Here is a 16,768-nt window from a genome sequence, read left to right as displayed (position 1 = left end):
CGAGCGAGCTCGCTCCTACAGGGATTCGAATCCATGGCTGACTCGATTTCGATGAAGAAACTGGTCACCCGACTATTGCTTGTGGTGGTGGCCATGTTTGTCTTCGGCTTTGCCCTGGTGCCGATCTACGACGTGATGTGCAAGGCCTTTGGCATCAACGGCAAGACTGCCGGGCAATACGAGGGTGAGCAAACGGTCGACACTTCGCGGCAGGTGCGTGTGCAGTTTCTGTCGACCAATACAGCCGATATGCCCTGGGACTTCTATCCCAAGGGCGAGGAGCTGGTGGCCCATCCGGGGGCGGTGAACGAAATGATCTTCATCGCCCACAACCCCACCGACAAGCCGATGAGTGCCCAGGCCGTGCCGAGCATCGCGCCCAGCATCGCGGCGGCTTATTTCCACAAGACCGAATGTTTCTGCTTTACCCAGCAAGTGCTGCAGCCCGGTCAACGGATCGAGATGCCGGTACGTTTCATCGTTGACCGTGACATGCCCAAGGACGTGAAGCACCTGACGCTGTCTTACACGCTGTTCGATATCACCGCCCGACATCCACCGGTAGCTGTAAACACTGGCGGCTGAGCGTGCCCGATAAGGAGAACAATAAATGGCAACTCATGAACATTATTACGTTCCCGCCCAGAGCAAATGGCCGATCATCGCCACGCTCGGCCTGGTCACTACTGTGTACGGCCTGGCCACCTGGTTCAACGATCTGAAAGCGGCGCGCCCGGAGTCCCACGGGCCGCTGATCTTCTTCGTTGGCGGATTGCTGCTGGCCTACATGCTGTTCGGCTGGTTCGGCACGGTGATCAAGGAAAGTCGCGGCGGTTTGTACAGCCCGCAAATGGATCGCTCGTTTCGCTGGGGCATGAGCTGGTTCATTTTTTCGGAGGTGATGTTCTTCATCGCCTTTTTTGGTGCGCTGTTTTATGTGCGTCAAATCTCCGGGCCGGCGCTCGGTGGTGAAGGCGCCAAAGGCATCGCGCACATGCTGTGGCCGAACTTCCAGTTCACTTGGCCGTTGCTGGACAACCCCGACTCGAAACTGTTTCCGCCGCCCAAGGAAGTCATCAGCCCCTGGGGCCTGCCGCTGCTCAACACCGTGTTGCTGGTGAGCTCCAGCGTGACCGTGACCATCGCCCACCATGCCTTGAAAAAGGGTCATCGCGGCGCACTGAAGCTATGGTTGGCGCTCACCGTGTTGCTGGGTTGTGCGTTCCTCACCTTCCAGGCCGAAGAGTACATGCACGCCTACCGCGAGCTGGGCCTGACCCTGGGCTCGGGCATCTACGGCGCGACCTTCTTCATGCTCACCGGGTTCCACGGCGCCCACGTGACTATTGGCACCATCATCCTGTTCGTGATGCTGATGCGGATCATGCGCGGGCACTTCGACAGCGAGCACCAGTTCGGCTTCGAAGCGGCGAGCTGGTACTGGCACTTCGTGGATGTGGTGTGGATCGGGTTGTTCGTTTTCGTCTATGTGCTCTAGAGCAGCTTGCAGGAGCGAGCTACCACGGGACTTGGGACACCAACTGGCCGCTGAAAAAGCCCCAGGCAATCAAGCCAAGGGTAAGGGCGGCCAGGGTCACACGAACACTCAAGGCAATGACGAGGCGGTTTGAGTGGCTGTCGTCCTTGACCAGAAAAAACAGGCCGCTGAACAGGCTGACAACCGTGGCAATCAGCATCAGGACGATGGCTGCTTTGAGCATGGTGAGACTCCGGGGGGACAAGCGATGCACTTAAGTATAGCTATCGCGATGACCGACTTTCTGGCGATGCCATGAAGCGTTTTCGCCCGGGTATCGTGCCAACGCTGGTGGTCGCGCTGTTGCTGCCACTACTGGTGTCCTTGGGGTTCTGGCAATTGAGCCGGGGCGCGGAGAAAAGCGTGCTGCTGCAAACCTACGCCGAGCGCCGGGCCGCCGAGCCGATGGCCAGCACCGAACTGCAGTACACCATGGACCCTGCCTTTCGCCGGGTTCGCCTGCACGGCCAGTTCGATGCCGAACACAGCCTGCTGCTGGACAACAGTCAACGCAACGGCAAGGTCGGCGTCGAGCTGTTGCAACCGTTTCACGATCAGGCCACCGGGCTATGGCTGCTGGTCAATCGCGGCTGGTTGCCATGGCCGGAGCGCCGCACACCACCTCAATTCAAGACGTCCACCGAAGCGGTAAGCCTTGACGCGTGGGTCTACGTTCCCCCCGGTGCGACGTTCCAATTGCACGCAGATCCCGCAACGTTGACATGGCCGAAGCTGATTACGGCCGTTGAGCCAACCAGGCTCTGGGCTGCACTGAACCGCGAAGGTTTTGCCTACGAACTACGTGCCGAAACCGGTCCCGCCACCTATCAGGCCGACTGGCCAGTGGTCGCCACGGGGCCGGAAAAACATATCGCTTATGCCGTGCAGTGGTTCGCCATGGCGATTGCCCTGTTTGGTCTTTATCTCTATCTCGGCTGGCACAACGCAAAGGAGAAACACCATGGGAGCGGCCATGAATCCACCCAGCATGTCTGAGGCGAAACCGTCGGTGAACCGGCGCAAGGGCCGCTTGCAACTGCTGCTGATCCTGCTCGGGGTGATCGGTCCGATGATCCTCGCCACCGGCATGTACAAGCTGAATTTCTGGGTGCCCGAGGGCCGCAGTTATCACGGCGAACTGATCGGCAATGGCCAGACCCGTGCCGATATCGGCGTGCCGGTCCAGGAGGATCGTTGGCAGATGCTGGTGACGGCGCCCAAGGAGTGCGCGGTGGACTGCCAGCAGCTGGTGTACCTGGCGCGACAGATCCAGATCGGCCTCGGTCGCGACGCGTCCCGCGCCAGCCATGCATTGGCCGCCGCGCAGACGTTGAACAGCGATTACGAGACTAAACTTCAACGCGAGTACCCGCAGTTGCAACGCTATTCACTGGACTTGCCGACCTACATTAAAGGCGCTCAGAGCAATGACGCGCCGCACCTGTGGATCATCGACCCTCACGGCAATCTGGTGCTGCGCTACGACCCGTCGGTGAAGGGCAAGGACCTGCTCAACGATCTGCGTCACCTGCTGAAACTGTCGAACATCGGATAAGGGCATCGTCATGGCCAAGCCTGGATTTCGCCTCGCGCTGTTTGCCACCTTGCTGGCGCTTATTGTGGTGTTGCTCGGCGCCTACACCCGCCTGACCCACGCCGGTCTCGGCTGCCCGGACTGGCCTGGCTGCTACGGCTTCATCAGCGTGCCGAAAAGCGAAGCCCAGCTGGCTCATGCCGAATTGCATTTCCCGGACGCTCCGGTCGAGGCCCACAAGGGCTGGAACGAGATGATCCACCGCTACTTCGCCGGCACACTGGGGATGTTGATCGCGGTGCTGGCCGGTCGCGCGTGGGTACATCGCCGCCATCCGGGGCAACCGGTGAAGTTACCGTTGTTTCTGTTGGCGGTGGTTGTTGGCCAGGCCGCTTTCGGTATGTGGACGGTAACGCTCAAGCTCTGGCCGCAGGTGGTCACCGGGCATTTGCTCGGCGGCTTTGCGACCCTGAGCTTGCTGTTTCTGCTGACCTTGCGCCTGTCCGGCGTACTGCCGGCGCTGACCGTGCCACGACGCTTGCAGTACTGGGCGACGGCGGGGCTGTTGCTTGTGATCGGGCAAATCGCCCTCGGCGGCTGGGTCAGTTCCAATTACGCCGCCGTGGCCTGCATCGACTTTCCGACGTGTCACGGCCAGTGGTTGCCACCGGCCGACTTCGCCAACGGCTTTCACCTGACTCAACACATCGGCCCGAACTATCTTGGCGGTCAACTGGACAGCGACGCCCGTACGGCCATCCACCTGACCCATCGCATCGGTGCGTTGCTGGTCACCCTGGTATTGCTCGGTCTGGCCTGGCAATTGAAGGTGGTTGGCATGACACGCCTGGCAGGCCTGGTGCTGATCGCGCTTGGGGCACAAATCAGCTTGGGCATCAGCAACGTGCTGTTCCATCTGCCGTTGCCGGTGGCCGTCGCGCATAACGCGGGCGGCGCGGCGCTGTTGCTGACCATGGTGCTGGTCAATTACCACGCCCGAACCAGTCTGGTCCGGGTCAAGCAGCCAGCGCGCTGGCACTTCAGCCCGCGTAAACACTCAGCCGGGCCCATAACAATAAAAGGAGAGACGCCATGGCGGTTCTGATCGGCGAACGTCCCAGTCAGGCGATCTGGCGTGACTACCTGGAACTGACCAAACCCAAAGTAGTGGTGCTGATGCTCATCACTTCACTGGTGGGGATGTTCCTCGCGACCCGTGCCGGAGTGCCGTGGACGGTGCTGATTTTCGGCAACCTGGGTATCGCCCTGTGTGCCGGTGGCGCGGCGGCGGTCAATCATGTGGTGGACCGGCGCATCGACGCGATCATGGCGCGCACCCATAAACGGCCTCTGGCCGAAGGCCGGGTTTCGCCGACCGCCGCACTGACGTTCGCGCTGGTATTGGCGGCGCTCGGGCAAGCCTTGCTGCTGACGTTTACCAACCCGCTGACCGCATGGCTGACCCTGGCCTCGCTGCTCGGCTATGCGGTGATCTACACCGGATTCCTCAAGCGTGCGACCCCGCAGAACATTGTCATCGGCGGTCTGGCGGGCGCTGCGCCGCCGTTGCTCGGCTGGACCGCTGCCACCGGTCACGTCAGCGCCGAGCCGCTATTGCTGGTGCTGATCATCTTCGCCTGGACCCCGCCGCACTTCTGGGCGCTGGCGATCCATCGCAAGGAGGAATACGCCAAGGCGGACATCCCGATGCTACCGGTCACCCATGGCGAGCACTACACCAAGATTCATATCCTGCTTTATACCTTCGCGCTGCTCGCTGTCAGCCTGATGCCCTACGTGATCCACATGAGCGGCACGCTCTACCTGGTCTGCGCGCTGGGGCTGGGTGCGCGGTTTCTGCAATGGGCCGTGGTGCTGTACCGTGGCACTCGGCCGCACGCGGCGATCAACACGTTCAAGTACTCTATCTACTACTTGTTCCTGCTGTTTATCGCCCTGCTCGTAGACCACTACTTACTGTTGAACCTATGACTCGAACCCAGAAAACCGTCTTTATTCTCGTCGCCTTGATCACACTGATCCTGGGCCTGACCGTCAACAAGGTGCTGTCCGGGAAAAACCAGGGCGATCCGACGGCGCTGATCGACGCCGGCATCATTTTGCTGCCGCAGAGCCGTAATCTGCCGGAAGTGACGATGACCAATCAGGACGGCCAGCCGGTCACGATCAATGAATTGAAGGGCAAGTGGAGCCTGCTGTTCTTCGGCTACACCTTCTGCCCGGACATCTGCCCGACCACTCTCGCCCAACTGCGACAGATCAAGAGCGAATTGCCGCCCGAGGCGGTGGATAAACTGCAAGTCGTGCTGGTCAGCGTCGACCCCAATCGCGATACGCCCAAGCAGCTCAAGCAGTACCTGGGCTACTTCGACCCGCAGTTCGTCGGCCTGACCCCGGCGTCGACCGAAGAGCTGCAAAAGGTCGCCAATGCGGTGAGCATTCCGTACATTCCGGCGGACACCAGCAAGCCGAACTACACCGTCGACCACAGTGGCAACCTCGCGGTGATCGGGCCGGACGGGACGCAACGCGGGTTTATTCGGGCGCCGTTGAACAATGTGAAGCTGGTGGCGCAATTGCCGGTGATGGTGAACCGCAAGTAGCGACACCAAGAAACCTGTGGGAGCGAGCAAGCTCGCTCCCACAGGTTTCGTGTTTCAGACACAAAAAAGGGGACGCTCATGGCGTCCCCTTTTTTCGTTGCATCAGCTGATCAGAACGCCGGCACCACCGCGCCTTTGTACTTATCGAGGATGAAGGCCTTCACTTCCGGGCTGTGCAGGGCAGCCACCAGTTTCTTCATCGCTTCGCTGTCCTTGTCGTCCGGACGAGCCACCAGGATGTTCACGTACGGCGAGTCGCTGCCTTCGATCACCAGCGCATCCTTGGCCGGATCGAGCTTGGCTTCCAGCGCATAGTTGGTATTGATCAGCGCGAGGTCGACCTGGGTCAGCACGCGCGGGATGGTCGCGGCTTCCAGCTCACGGATTTTCAGGTCCTTGGCGTTCTCGATGATGTCCTTCACGGTCGACAGGATGTTGTTCGAATCCTTCAGCTTGATCACGCCGGCCTTGGCCAGCAGCAACAGCGCACGGCCGCCATTGGTGGCGTCGTTAGGGATGACCACGTTGGCGCCGCCAGGCAGTTCAGCGAGGGTCTTGTACTTGCTGGAGTAAGCGCCCAGGGGTTCCAGGTGTACGCCGGCCACGGAAACCAGCTGGGTGCCCTTGGCCTTGTTGAACTCATCCAGATACGGCTGGTGCTGGAAGAAGTTGGCGTCCAGGCGCTTTTCCGCGACCTGTACGTTCGGCTGGATGTAGTCGGTGAATACCTTGACCTTCAGGTCCACGCCTTCTTTGGCCAGGGCCGGTTTCACGAATTCGAGGATCTCGGCGTGTGGTACCGGGGTGGCCGCGACGGTCAGGGTTTCAGCGTGGGCAGAGAACGCGGCAACGGCCGCGAAGGCCACGAGTAGTTTTTTCATTCAGCTAACTCCATGTGGGGCGCCCGTTTGGCGCCTGCCAGCGAATGGCCGGCTCATGTCTTACTTACGGGAAAAGTGGACGACCAATTTGTCGCCAACGGTTTGCAGTACCTGAACCAGTACCAGCAGCAACACCACTGTCACCACCATCACATCGGTCTGGAAACGCTGATAACCGAAGCGGATCGCCAGGTCACCCAGACCACCGGCGCCCACCACACCGGCCATCGCCGTGTAGGACACCAGTGTAATGGCCGTCACCGTAATCGCCGCGAAGATGCCCGGACGAGCTTCCGGCAGCAAGGCCTTGGTGATGATCTGCCGCGTGGTCGCGCCCATGGCCTGGGTCGCCTCTATGATGCCGCGATCGACTTCACGCAGGGCGGTTTCCACCAGGCGAGCGAAGAACGGCGTGGCACCTACCACCAGCGGCGGGATCGCACCGGCAACACCGAGGGACGTGCCGGTGATCAACACGGTGAACGGAATCATCACGATCAGCAGGATAATGAACGGCAGCGAACGCAGAATGTTCACCACCAGCGACAACATCGCATAGACACCTTTGGCTTCCAGCAACTGGCGCGGGCTGCACAGGAACAGCAGCACGCCCAGCGGCAAGCCAAGCAGCACGGTGAACAACAGCGAACCGCCGAGCATCAGCAGGGTGTCGCCGGTGGCCAGCCAGATTTCGAGCCAGTCGATATTGGCGAAGAAACTTGTCAGGGCTTCCATTAGCGCAGCACCTCCATGTGGACGTCGGCTGCGGTGAAGCGGGCGAACGCCGCTTCCATGTCACCGCCGGTCACGGCCAGGGTCAGTTGCCCGTAAGGGACGTCTTTGATGCGATCGATTCGACCGGCAAGGATGCTGTAGTCCACGCCCGTTTCGCGGGCGACTGTACCCAGCAAAGGTGCGTAGGTCGCTTCGCCCTGGAAGGTCAGACGTACGATACGACCCGGCACGTGTGCAAAGTCGTCACGCTGTTCGCTTTCGTCGATGTGCTCGTCTTCTTGAACGAAGCGCTTGGTGGTCGGGTGCTTCGGATGCAGGAACACCTCGGCCACCGAACCTTGTTCGACGATCACGCCTGCATCCATGACTCCGACCTGGTCGCAGACCCGGCGGATTACATCCATTTCATGGGTGATCAGCACGATGGTCAGCTTCAACTCGCGATTGATCTCGGCCAGCAACTGCAGGACCGATGCCGTGGTTTGCGGGTCGAGGGCGCTGGTGGCTTCATCGCACAGCAAAATTTTCGGCTTTGTCGCCAGGGCGCGGGCAATGCCGACGCGCTGCTTTTGCCCGCCGGACAATTGCGCCGGGTACTTGTTGGCGTGATCGGACAAACCGACCCGGGCCAGCAATTCGGCGACGCGACGGTCGATGTCGCTGCGGGACAGTTCACCAGCCAGCGTCAGCGGCAGCGCGACGTTGTCGGCAACGGTCTTGGAGGCCAACAGGTTGAAGTGCTGGAAGATCATCCCGACCTGTTGACGGAAACGGCGCAGGCCGTTGGCGTCCAGGGCTGTGACTTCTTCGCCGTCGACGATGATCTTGCCGCCACTGGCGTTTTCCAGGCGATTGATCAGACGCAGCAGGGTACTTTTTCCTGCGCCGGAATGACCGATCAAGCCGAAAACCTGCCCGTTCTCTATCGTCAGACTGGTCGGATGCAGGGCGGGGATTTCCTTACCGGCGACGCGGTAGGTTTTATGGACGTTTTGAAACTCGATCACGTAGCGAACCTTGTGGGGCGCGTTAGAAAAGGGTCAGCGGTTAGCCGGGCGCGCATTTTAGCCTGTCCGTATAGAGGTTCTTAGCATTTATTTCGCATTTGTCCTGTCATTTGGCAATAACGCGAAGGCGAAGGCCAAAGGAATTCCGGTTTGAAATCCTCTTGCGAGGAAGGACGTCTTCACAAGCAAGCCCTCTCCCACAATGGTTCTGCGTCGATCACAGATCCAGTGTGTGGGAGCGAGCCTGCTCGCGATGCTTTCAGGGTTTGCGCGGGCTCAGCACCATCTGCGCCGGAACACTGCGCAAAATCTGCCGCTCCAGCTTCAGATCAAACTCAGGATCGAGTTTCTTCACCCGTTTGGTCAGCAAATTAGCCAGCCAAGGATAATCATTGGTGCGCGGAGCCTGAATGCTCACGTCGCACTGAAAATTCACCACGTCGGCGGCGATGGCATCCAGTTGGCGACGCAGTTTGCCCATATCGTTGATATTCAGCGCGACGGTGGTGCTTTCAGCCGTTAGATCGATGACCTTGGCTTTTGGTTTGGCTTCGGCAGCCTTGAGGTCGGCTTCGGCTTTTTCCAGCTCGGCCTTGCGCGCCTGGGCAATCGAGCCGTTGACTCCACCGGTCAGCGCCGGAGCTTTGGGCATCAATGCGCGGGCACGGCTCAGGGCGGTTGCGGCGGCATCCACGTCACCCTTTTGCAGCACGATCTGGCTGCGGCGCAGATAGGCTTCGGCCAGTTGCCGCTGGTATTGCTCAAGGGAAGCATCGGTGGGCGATTCGGCCTGCAAGGCGGCCAATTGGTCTTCGGCGGTCGCCAGTTCATCGCTGGCGATGTTTTGTTCCAGCTGTACGATGGCCGAGGCCCGCGCATCGGCGGCCACGGTGGCCGCCGGTGGCGTGCTTTGGCAGGCGCCCAGCAGCAAAGAAAATGCGACAAGGAGCAGATAACGGGAGGCGAACGACTTCATTCCTGCGACTCTCTATTTGCGCAAAAAACGAGCAAGTCTACACCCCTCGGCGGGGCAGAACAAAACTCAGCAGAAACAGCACGCCGGCTGTCACCACAATCGACGGGCCGGCCGGGGTGTCCTTGAACCAGGACAGCGCCAGCCCGCCACACACGGCGAGTATGCCCAGCAGGCTCGCGCCCAGTGCCATTTGCTCCGGCGAGCGGGCATGACGTTGTGCCGCAGCAGCCGGGATGATCAGCAACGAAGTGATCAGCAACACGCCGACGATTTTCATCGCCACGGCAATTACTACGGCGATCAACAGCATCAGGGCCAGGCGCAATCCCGCCACCGGCAGGCCTTCGACCCGGGCCAGTTCCTCATGCACCGTGATCGCCAGCAATGGGCGCCACAACGCAACCAGCAAGCCTAGTACCGCAGCGCTCCCGCCAAGAATCCAGGCCAGATCGGTTGGACTGATTGCCAGCAGGTCGCCGAACAGATAGGCCATCAGGTCGATCCGCACTTCGTGCATGAAGCTTAGTACCACCAGGCCCAGAGAGAGCGTGCTGGGTGCGAGAATCCCCAAAAGCGTATCGGATGCCAAAGGCTGGCGTTGTTGCAATGTCACCAGCAACACCGCCAACAGCAGGCAGCCAACGGTGACGGCAACGGTCGGGCTGACATCCAGCAGAAAGCCCAGGGCCACACCGAGCAATGCTGCGTGAGACAGCGTGTCGCCAAAATAGGCCATGCGTCGCCAGACCACGAAAGACCCCAGCGGACCTGCGACGACGGCCAGGGCCAAGCCTGCAAGCAGGGCGTAGAGCAGAAAATCAGCCATGCTTGCAGCTATCTCCGTGAACATGGTTATGGCCCGACGCGGGCGCCTTGACCACCGAGCCATGCAAGTCGTGGGCGTGGTCGTGATGGTGGTGATAAATCGCCAGGCTTTGTGCGTTTTTTCCGAACAGCTCGACGAAAGCCGGATCGCCGCTGACCTGCTCGGGATGGCCCGAGCAGCAGACGTGACGATTGAGGCAAACCACCTGATCCGTGGTGCTCATCACCAGATGCAAATCATGGGAGACCATCAGCACGCCGCAACCGTGACGGTCGCGCAGGCGGGTAATCAGGCTGTACAGCTCAGCCTGGCCGGCCACGTCGACACCCTGTACCGGTTCGTCGAGTACCAGCAGTTCAGGTTCGCGCAACAAGGCCCGGGCCAGCAACACGCGTTGCATTTCGCCACCGGAAACGCTTTGCACCGGGCTGTCGATCACCTGTTCGGCGCCGACTTCCTTGAGTGCCGCCAAGGCCATCGCGCGGTCCACGCCTGGCACCAGGCGCAAGAAGCGCAGGACTGACAGCGGCAGGGTCGGATCGACATGAAGTTTTTGCGGCATGTAACCGACCCGCAGCTTCGGCTTGCGCCAGACGCTGCCGCTGTCCGGTTTCAACAGGCCGAGCACGGCGCGCACCAGTGTGGTTTTGCCGGCGCCGTTGGGGCCGATCAGGGTAACGATCTGCCCCGGCTCGACGCTCAGCTCAATGTTGTCCAGCACCGGTTGCCCGGCGAACGTGACGGCAACCTGCTCGAGACGGATCAGCGCGTTGCTCATCAAGCCCCCTGGCAACCCGAGCAGAGACCGACGACTTCGACGGTCTGGCTTTCGACGACAAACCCGACATCCCTGGCACTGGCGATGATCGCGTCGCTGATGGACTTTTGCTCAAGCTCGATCGCGGCGTGGCATTTACGGCAGATCAGGAACTGACCCTGGTGGGCATGTTCCGGGTGATTGCAGCCGATGAAGGCGTTGAGCGAGGAAATGCGATGGACCAGGCCGTTTTCCAGCAGGAAATCCAGCGCGCGGTACACCGTCGGCGGCGCAGCGCGGCGGCCGTCCTGCTCGCTGAGGACCGCGAGAATGTCGTAGGCGCCCAGGGGCTTGTGGCTTTGCCACACCAGTTCCAGCACTCGCCGGCGCAAGGCGGTCAGGCGCAGGCCTTGACGTGCGCACAGGGCATCGGCCTCGGACAAAGCGCTGTGAACGCAATGTGAGTGGTCGTGGGGGCGGCTGGCAATCGGTGTTTTTAGCATGAGCGGCGACGAGTTTTGTGAGAGACGTTATTATGTTACCCGTTCTCGCCTCTTCGAGTGGTCATCGTGTCCCGACTTTTTTCTATCTTTGTCGCATTTGTCGCAAGTTTTCTGCTGATCGGTTCGGCGCAAGCCGAGGTCAAGGTCCTTACCAGCATCAAGCCTCTGCAATTGATCGCTGCGGCGGTGCAGGACGGCGTGGCGATTCCTGAGGTTTTGCTACCACCGGGTGCCTCGCCGCATAACTATGCGTTGCGCCCATCCGACGTACGCAAGGTGCAATCGGTGGACCTGCTGTACTGGATCGGCCCGGACATGGAAGGTTTCCTGCCGCGCGTGCTCAATGGTCGTACGCTGCCCAGCGTCGCGGTGCAAGATTTGCCAGGCATGAAACTGCGCCGCTTTGCCGAAGATAGTCACTCCCACGCCGAAGAAGCCGACGAACATGACCACGATCATCGCCCGGGCAGCCTGGATGCGCACCTGTGGCTGTCGCCGGTTAACGCCCGGGTTATCGCCGCGAAAATGGCGGCTGACCTGAGTGCCGCCGATCCTGACAATGCCGTGCGTTATCAGAGCAATCTGAAAGCCTTCGACGAGCGTCTCGATGCGCTGGATGCGCGCCTGAAGAAGCGCCTGGCCGATATTCAGGGCAAACCCTACTTCGTGTTCCACGAAGCTTTCGATTACTTCGAAGACGCTTATGGGCTCAAGCACGCGGGTGTGTTCAGCGTTGCAGCCGAAGTGCAGCCCGGGGCCCAGCATGTCGCGACGATGCGCGCGCGCTTGCAGGAAGTCGGCAAGACTTGCGTGTTCAGCGAGCCACCGCTGCGTCCGCGCCTGGCGGAAACCCTGGTGACCGGCCTGCCGGTGAAACTGGCTGAACTGGATGCGTTGGGTGGGTACACACCGGCGACTGCTCAGGGCTATGAGCAGGTGCTGGAGAAGTTGGGCAATGATCTGGCGGGGTGCCTGGAGTCGTTGTAATCGACACCAGACCTGTGGGAGCGAGCAAGCTCGCTCCCACAGGTCGAAGCTTTTAAAGGGCGAAAGGCAAAGGCGTATTGACCGTCTGCCGCTGCGCCAAACGCAGCTGGAACTCCATCGGATCGTGAATCAACACATCCTGTCCGGCGAACGATTCCGCTGCGATCAAACGGGACAACCAGAAGCGCACACACGCCACCCGCAACATGGTCGGCCACAACTCGGCTTCGGCCGCGGTGAACGGTCGCAAGGCCGCGTAGGCACCCAACAAGGCCCGCGCTCGCGGTCCATCGATCACGCCATCATCGTCCGAGCACCAGTCGTTCAAGGCAATCGCCACGTCGTAGAGCATCGGCCCCGAGCAGGCGTTGTAGAAATCGATCAGCCCGGTCAGGTGCGTGCCTTCGAACATCGCGTTGTCGCGGAACAGGTCGGCGTGAATGTTCGCCCGCGGCAGTGCCAGGATTTTTTCCTTCTGCCGGGTGATTTCTTCCAGCGCCCGTTGCAGCAGGTCTTTCTGTTCGGCACCGAGGTGCGACAGAAACTGCGTGCCCTCTTCCAGCATCCAGTCCAGGCCGCGATCGGTTTTGCGCTTGATCATGTTGGCCTGGGTCGCCAGGTGCAGATGGCCGAGCAACTCACCGACCTGCGCGCAATGTTGCGCGTTGGCTTGCTTGATGTGCTTGCCGGCCAGGCGCGGTTGCAGCAAGGCAGGCTTGCCCGCCAGCTCGCGCAGGGCCACGCCGTCCGTGGTGCGCAGGGCGTAAGGCACCGGCAGGTCGGCGCCGTGCAGCACGTCGAGCAGTTCGATGAAGAACGGCATTTCCTGAACCGGACCGCGCTCGACCAGGGTCAGGACGAATTCGCCCTGCTCCAGGCTGATAAAGAAATTGGTATTTTCGCTACCGGCGGCAATCCCCTGGAAATCAAGCAGGCGGCCGAGGCCATAAGGGGCGAGAAAAGCTTCCAGCTCGGGCCGAGCCAGGGGGGTGAACACAGACATGTTTAAACTGCCAGTACGGGCGCCGCTGTTGAGCCAGCGCCGATTAAAGTTAAGGACGACTTACCACTTAAATATTTCCCACGCCGGAATCAGCATATCCGGGTAATCCGAGCGAATGAAGTTACCTTCTGATCCGTCGGCGCGTACCAGGAAATACGGCTTGCCGCCTTTGGGCGTGACTTTGATCGCATACAGGAAGCCGTTTTGGCGGTACTCCTGGATGAGCTTGTCCCCTTCCGTGCGGATCGTGACTTCCGGCTCCGGTGTCGGCGCATCGTCCGCCGCCATGACGGCCAATGGGGCGATTGCAAACAAGCCAGCCAGCAACAGGCGATTTGGTGTGCGCATGATAACCTTGTCCCTTTGTCGTCAACGGTCCCGCTATTCTAGCGCCGGACCCGCCGAAAAGGTTGATCCTGCTCATGAGCCAAGCCCCCCTCGTCCTGGTGGACGGTTCTTCTTACCTGTACCGCGCCTTTCACGCGCTGCCGCCGCTGACTACGTCCAAAGGCCTGCCGACCGGCGCGGTCAAGGGCGTGTTGAACATGCTCAAGAGCCTGCGCAAGCAGTATCCGGACAGTCCGTTCGCCGTGGTGTTCGATGCCAAGGGTGGGACTTTTCGCGATGACATGTACGCCGAATACAAGGCCAACCGTCCGAGCATGCCTGACGATATGCGCGTGCAGATCGAACCGCTGCACCAGAGCGTGATCGCCTTGGGCTTCCCGCTGCTGTGCGTCGAAGGTGTCGAGGCCGATGACGTGATCGGCACCCTGGCCCGCAGCAGCGCGGCGGCGGATCGTCCGGTGATTATCTCCACTGGCGACAAGGACATGGCGCAACTGGTCGACGGCCACATTACCTTGGTCAACACCATGACCGGTAGCAGCATGGACGTGGAGGGCGTGAAGGAGAAATTCGGCGTCGCTCCGGAGCAGATCATCGATTATCTGGCGCTCATGGGCGATTCTTCCGACAACATTCCGGGTGTTCCGGGTATCGGCCCGAAGACGGCTTCAGGCCTGCTGGTCGGCGTGAACGGCGGCCTGACCGAACTCTATGCGCAACTCGATATCGTGCCGACCCTGCCGATTCGCGGCGCCAAGACTCTGCCGGCCAAACTCGAAGAGCACAAGGAGATGGCATTCCTCTCCTATCAACTGGCAACGATCAAGGTCGACGTGCCACTGGATATTGGTCTCGATGACTTGCAGATGGGCGCGGAAGATCCGGACAAGCTGTTCGAGCTCTACACCCTGCTGGAGTTCAAGAGCTGGCTGAACGATCTGCAACGGGACGCCAAGCGTATCGAACAGAGCAGCGCTGCCGAGCCTGAGCCGGCGGTTGATCTGTTTAGCGCTGTCGAGGCCGAGGCACCCGTTGTGACCGCTGAAGCCCAGTACGAAACCATCCTTGATCAGGCGCGATTCGACGCCTGGCTGGAAAAGCTGAACAAGGCCAAGCTGTTTGCCTTCGACACCGAAACCACGGGTATCGACGCGCAGCAGGCACAACTGGTGGGCCTGTCGTTCGCGGTTCAGGCCAACGAAGCGGCCTACATCCCGTTGACCCATTCCTACATCGGCGTGCCGCAGCAGCTGGACCGCGATACTGTTCTGCGCGCGCTCAAGCCGATTCTGGAAGACCCGGACAAGCTCAAGGTCGGCCAGCACGCCAAGTTCGACATGAACATCCTGGCCAACTGCGCCATCGGCGGCGATCAGGACAACGGCATCACCGTGCGCGGCATCGCCTTCGACACCATGCTTGAGTCCTATGTGCTCAACTCCACGGCCACGCGCCATGACATGGACAGCCTGGCGCAGAAGTATCTGGACTACACCACGGTAAGTTTCCAGGACATCGCCGGCAAAGGCGTGAAACAACTGACGTTCGATCAGATTGCCCTGGAGCAGGCCGGACCTTACGCCGCCGAAGATGCGGATATCACCTTGCGTCTGCACCAGACCCTGTTCGAAAAGCTCTCGGCCATTCCGAGCCTGGCCAGTGTGCTGACTGACATCGAAATCCCGTTGGTGCCGGTACTGGCGCGTATCGAGCGCCAGGGCGCATTCGTCGACGCCGCCTTGCTGGGTGTGCAAAGCATCGAATTGGGCGACAAGATGGTGGCGCTGGAGCGTGAAGCCTTCGAGATCGCCGGCGAGGAATTCAACCTCGGTTCGCCGAAACAACTGGGCGTGATTCTCTACGAAAAGCTCGGCCTGCCGGTGCTGAAGAAAACTGCCAAGGGCCAGCCGTCTACTGCCGAAGAAGTGCTGGCGAAACTGGCCGAAGACGATCACCGCTTGCCAAAAGTGCTGATGGAACACCGTTCCATGAGCAAGCTCAAAAGCACCTACACCGATCGCCTGCCGGAGCAGATCAACCCACGTACCGGACGGATCCATACTTCGTACCACCAGGCGGTGGCGTCCACCGGGCGGCTGTCCTCCAGTGATCCGAACCTGCAGAACATCCCGGTGCGCACCGCCGAAGGGCGTCGCATCCGCCAGGCCTTCGTGGCGCCGGCCGGTTACAAGCTGCTGGCGGCGGACTATTCGCAGATCGAACTGCGGATCATGGCGCACCTGTCCCGGGATGAAGGGCTGATGAACGCCTTCCGCCACAACCTGGATGTGCACACCGCGACTGCCGCCGAAGTGTTCAAGGTCGAGTTGGCCGAGGTGACCTCCGACCAGCGCCGCAGTGCCAAGGCGATCAACTTCGGCCTGATCTACGGCATGGGGGCGCAGAAGCTCGGCAAGGACATCGGCGTCGACACCAAGACCGCCAAGGCCTACATCGATACCTACTTCGCCCGCTACCCCGGCGTTCGCCAGTACATGGACCGCACGCGTGCCCAGGCCGCCGAGCAAGGTTATGTCGAGACGATCTTCGGCCGTCGCCTGTACTTGCCGGACATCAACTCCAACAAGCCGCAAGAGCGCGCCGCCGCCGAACGCACGGCGATCAACGCGCCAATGCAAGGCACCGCGGCGGACATCATCAAGAAAGCCATGGTCGCGGTGGATAACTGGCTGACCGCGTCTGGCCTCGACGCCAAAGTCATTTTGCAGGTGCACGATGAACTGGTGCTTGAGGTGCGTGAAGACCTGGTCGACCAGGTTCGCGATGAAATTCGCGTGCACATGAGCGAGGCCGCGAAACTGGATGTCCCGTTGCTGGTCGAAGTGGGTATTGGAAATAACTGGGATGAGGCTCACTGAGCCATCTGAAAAGACCTGTTCTGCTGCGGCATGGTGCCGCGGCAGAAGGGCGCAAGTCGTTTAGACCGGAAGATAATCAGAGTTATTCCAAAGCTATTTGAAAAAAATCTGAACTAATCTTGCAAACCACCACTCAGAGGTACTGAATGGCTGGTGAAGCCCTTCGATGCT

19 protein-coding genes are annotated in these 16,768 nt (G+C 60.6%); 9 read left to right on the top strand and 10 right to left on the bottom strand.

Annotation, left to right across the window (positions count from 1 at the left end):
* The first annotated feature begins 33 nt into the window (after nucleotides 1–33).
* Nucleotides 34–585, top strand: a complete 552-nt coding sequence (locus tag CAF65_RS09485) for a cytochrome c oxidase assembly protein (RefSeq protein ID WP_085716061.1) — start codon at nucleotides 34–36, stop codon at nucleotides 583–585.
* 25 nt (nucleotides 586–610) lie between these two features.
* Complete coding sequence (locus CAF65_RS09480; RefSeq protein WP_085716060.1) at nucleotides 611–1,498, top strand: cytochrome c oxidase subunit 3; 888 nt, start codon at nucleotides 611–613, stop codon at nucleotides 1,496–1,498.
* Between the two features lie 19 nt (nucleotides 1,499–1,517).
* Here the strand turns inward: CAF65_RS09480 and CAF65_RS09475 are convergent, their stop codons facing one another.
* On the bottom strand, nucleotides 1,518–1,721 hold the full coding sequence (locus tag CAF65_RS09475) for a twin transmembrane helix small protein (protein WP_085716059.1): 204 nt from the start codon (nucleotides 1,719–1,721) through the stop codon (nucleotides 1,518–1,520).
* 71 nt (nucleotides 1,722–1,792) lie between these two features.
* On the opposite strand from CAF65_RS09475, the gene CAF65_RS09470 reads away from it, so the two are divergent.
* Genes CAF65_RS09470 through CAF65_RS09450 form a run of 5 tightly spaced genes read left to right on the top strand, consistent with a single transcriptional unit; the run spans nucleotide 1,793 to nucleotide 5,695 of the window.
* Nucleotides 1,793–2,533, top strand: a complete 741-nt coding sequence (locus tag CAF65_RS09470; protein WP_085716058.1) for an SURF1 family protein — start codon at nucleotides 1,793–1,795, stop codon at nucleotides 2,531–2,533.
* On the top strand, nucleotides 2,499–3,092 hold the full coding sequence (locus CAF65_RS09465) for a hypothetical protein (RefSeq protein WP_085716057.1): 594 nt from the start codon (nucleotides 2,499–2,501) through the stop codon (nucleotides 3,090–3,092). Before CAF65_RS09470 ends, CAF65_RS09465 begins: the two co-directional genes overlap by 35 nt.
* A 10-nt stretch (nucleotides 3,093–3,102) precedes the next feature.
* Complete coding sequence (locus tag CAF65_RS09460) at nucleotides 3,103–4,176, top strand: heme A synthase (protein ID WP_085716056.1); 1,074 nt, start codon at nucleotides 3,103–3,105, stop codon at nucleotides 4,174–4,176.
* The gene (gene cyoE, locus CAF65_RS09455; RefSeq protein WP_085716055.1) at nucleotides 4,164–5,063 is read left to right on the top strand and encodes a heme o synthase; all 900 of its coding nucleotides are present in this window, start codon (nucleotides 4,164–4,166) and stop codon (nucleotides 5,061–5,063) included. Before CAF65_RS09460 ends, cyoE begins: the two co-directional genes overlap by 13 nt.
* Complete coding sequence (locus tag CAF65_RS09450; RefSeq protein WP_085716054.1) at nucleotides 5,060–5,695, top strand: SCO family protein; 636 nt, start codon at nucleotides 5,060–5,062, stop codon at nucleotides 5,693–5,695. The genes cyoE and CAF65_RS09450 overlap by 4 nt, the downstream gene beginning before the upstream one ends.
* 110 nt (nucleotides 5,696–5,805) lie before the next feature.
* Here CAF65_RS09450 and CAF65_RS09445 read toward each other — a convergent pair whose 3' ends face one another.
* From CAF65_RS09445 to zur, 7 genes are all read right to left on the bottom strand, one after another.
* On the bottom strand, nucleotides 5,806–6,576 hold the full coding sequence (locus tag CAF65_RS09445) for a MetQ/NlpA family ABC transporter substrate-binding protein (protein WP_085716053.1): 771 nt from the start codon (nucleotides 6,574–6,576) through the stop codon (nucleotides 5,806–5,808).
* A 60-nt stretch (nucleotides 6,577–6,636) separates the two neighbouring features.
* Entirely contained in the window at nucleotides 6,637–7,311 is a 675-nt protein-coding gene (locus tag CAF65_RS09440; protein WP_085716052.1) for a methionine ABC transporter permease, read from the bottom strand.
* Nucleotides 7,311–8,318, bottom strand: coding sequence for a methionine ABC transporter ATP-binding protein (locus tag CAF65_RS09435; protein WP_085716051.1), 1,008 nt, complete (start codon nucleotides 8,316–8,318; stop codon nucleotides 7,311–7,313). Before CAF65_RS09435 ends, CAF65_RS09440 begins: the two co-directional genes overlap by 1 nt.
* A 259-nt stretch (nucleotides 8,319–8,577) precedes the next feature.
* A complete protein-coding gene (locus tag CAF65_RS09430) occupies nucleotides 8,578–9,294 on the bottom strand; it encodes a PA5502 family lipoprotein (protein ID WP_085716050.1) in 717 nt (238 codons plus the stop codon).
* 37 nt (nucleotides 9,295–9,331) lie between these two features.
* Entirely contained in the window at nucleotides 9,332–10,120 is a 789-nt protein-coding gene (gene znuB / locus CAF65_RS09425) for a zinc ABC transporter permease subunit ZnuB (protein ID WP_085716049.1), read from the bottom strand.
* The gene (gene znuC / locus CAF65_RS09420) at nucleotides 10,113–10,898 is read right to left on the bottom strand and encodes a zinc ABC transporter ATP-binding protein ZnuC (RefSeq protein ID WP_008064713.1); all 786 of its coding nucleotides are present in this window, start codon (nucleotides 10,896–10,898) and stop codon (nucleotides 10,113–10,115) included. The genes znuB and znuC overlap by 8 nt, the downstream gene beginning before the upstream one ends.
* Complete coding sequence (gene zur / locus CAF65_RS09415) at nucleotides 10,898–11,380, bottom strand: zinc uptake transcriptional repressor Zur (protein WP_085716048.1); 483 nt, start codon at nucleotides 11,378–11,380, stop codon at nucleotides 10,898–10,900. Before zur ends, znuC begins: the two co-directional genes overlap by 1 nt.
* A 57-nt stretch (nucleotides 11,381–11,437) precedes the next feature.
* Here zur and znuA point away from each other — a divergent pair, with 57 nt between their 5' ends.
* On the top strand, nucleotides 11,438–12,367 hold the full coding sequence (gene znuA, locus CAF65_RS09410) for a zinc ABC transporter substrate-binding protein ZnuA (protein ID WP_085716047.1): 930 nt from the start codon (nucleotides 11,438–11,440) through the stop codon (nucleotides 12,365–12,367).
* Nucleotides 12,368–12,419: 52 nt separating this feature from the next.
* Here the strand turns inward: znuA and CAF65_RS09405 are convergent, their stop codons facing one another.
* Both CAF65_RS09405 and CAF65_RS09400 read right to left on the bottom strand, forming a co-directional pair.
* Nucleotides 12,420–13,370 (bottom strand): homoserine kinase, encoded by a 951-nt coding sequence (locus tag CAF65_RS09405; protein ID WP_007989412.1) that lies wholly within the window; start codon nucleotides 13,368–13,370, stop codon nucleotides 12,420–12,422.
* A gap of 60 nt (nucleotides 13,371–13,430) precedes the next feature.
* Nucleotides 13,431–13,718, bottom strand: coding sequence for a DUF2782 domain-containing protein (locus CAF65_RS09400; protein ID WP_057397384.1), 288 nt, complete (start codon nucleotides 13,716–13,718; stop codon nucleotides 13,431–13,433).
* 74 nt (nucleotides 13,719–13,792) lie between these two features.
* Between CAF65_RS09400 and polA the strand changes: the two genes are divergently transcribed.
* Nucleotides 13,793–16,597 (top strand): DNA polymerase I, encoded by a 2,805-nt coding sequence (polA, locus tag CAF65_RS09395; protein WP_085716046.1) that lies wholly within the window; start codon nucleotides 13,793–13,795, stop codon nucleotides 16,595–16,597.
* The last annotated feature ends 171 nt before the right edge of the window (nucleotides 16,598–16,768 follow it).

This window comes from Pseudomonas sp. B28(2017) (genome assembly GCF_002113025.1).
Taxonomy (GTDB): Bacteria; Pseudomonadota; Gammaproteobacteria; order Pseudomonadales; family Pseudomonadaceae; genus Aquipseudomonas.
Note: the sequence above shows the minus strand (reverse complement) of the source record. Positions and strands in the feature narration are given on the sequence as shown.

Excerpts from the sequence above, each read along its gene's own strand:
- CAF65_RS09465 (WP_085716057.1), top strand. The coding sequence starts at position 2,499 with ATGGGAGCGGCCATGAATCCACCCAGCATGTCTGAGGCGAAACCGTCG.
- CAF65_RS09450 (WP_085716054.1), top strand. The coding sequence starts at position 5,060 with ATGACTCGAACCCAGAAAACCGTCTTTATTCTCGTCGCCTTGATCACA.
- CAF65_RS09480 (WP_085716060.1), top strand. The coding sequence starts at position 611 with ATGGCAACTCATGAACATTATTACGTTCCCGCCCAGAGCAAATGGCCG.
- CAF65_RS09460 (WP_085716056.1), top strand. The coding sequence starts at position 3,103 with ATGGCCAAGCCTGGATTTCGCCTCGCGCTGTTTGCCACCTTGCTGGCG.
- CAF65_RS09405 (WP_007989412.1), bottom strand. The coding sequence starts at position 13,370 with ATGTCTGTGTTCACCCCCCTGGCTCGGCCCGAGCTGGAAGCTTTTCTC.
- CAF65_RS09485 (WP_085716061.1), top strand. The coding sequence starts at position 34 with ATGGCTGACTCGATTTCGATGAAGAAACTGGTCACCCGACTATTGCTT.
- CAF65_RS09475 (WP_085716059.1), bottom strand. The coding sequence starts at position 1,721 with ATGCTCAAAGCAGCCATCGTCCTGATGCTGATTGCCACGGTTGTCAGC.
- CAF65_RS09445 (WP_085716053.1), bottom strand. The coding sequence starts at position 6,576 with ATGAAAAAACTACTCGTGGCCTTCGCGGCCGTTGCCGCGTTCTCTGCC.
- CAF65_RS09440 (WP_085716052.1), bottom strand. The coding sequence starts at position 7,311 with ATGGAAGCCCTGACAAGTTTCTTCGCCAATATCGACTGGCTCGAAATC.
- CAF65_RS09470 (WP_085716058.1), top strand. The coding sequence starts at position 1,793 with ATGAAGCGTTTTCGCCCGGGTATCGTGCCAACGCTGGTGGTCGCGCTG.
- cyoE (WP_085716055.1), top strand. The coding sequence starts at position 4,164 with ATGGCGGTTCTGATCGGCGAACGTCCCAGTCAGGCGATCTGGCGTGAC.
- znuC (WP_008064713.1), bottom strand. The coding sequence starts at position 10,898 with ATGAGCAACGCGCTGATCCGTCTCGAGCAGGTTGCCGTCACGTTCGCC.
- zur (WP_085716048.1), bottom strand. The coding sequence starts at position 11,380 with ATGCTAAAAACACCGATTGCCAGCCGCCCCCACGACCACTCACATTGC.
- polA (WP_085716046.1), top strand. The coding sequence starts at position 13,793 with ATGAGCCAAGCCCCCCTCGTCCTGGTGGACGGTTCTTCTTACCTGTAC.
- znuB (WP_085716049.1), bottom strand. The coding sequence starts at position 10,120 with ATGGCTGATTTTCTGCTCTACGCCCTGCTTGCAGGCTTGGCCCTGGCC.
- CAF65_RS09400 (WP_057397384.1), bottom strand. The coding sequence starts at position 13,718 with ATGCGCACACCAAATCGCCTGTTGCTGGCTGGCTTGTTTGCAATCGCC.
- CAF65_RS09430 (WP_085716050.1), bottom strand. The coding sequence starts at position 9,294 with ATGAAGTCGTTCGCCTCCCGTTATCTGCTCCTTGTCGCATTTTCTTTG.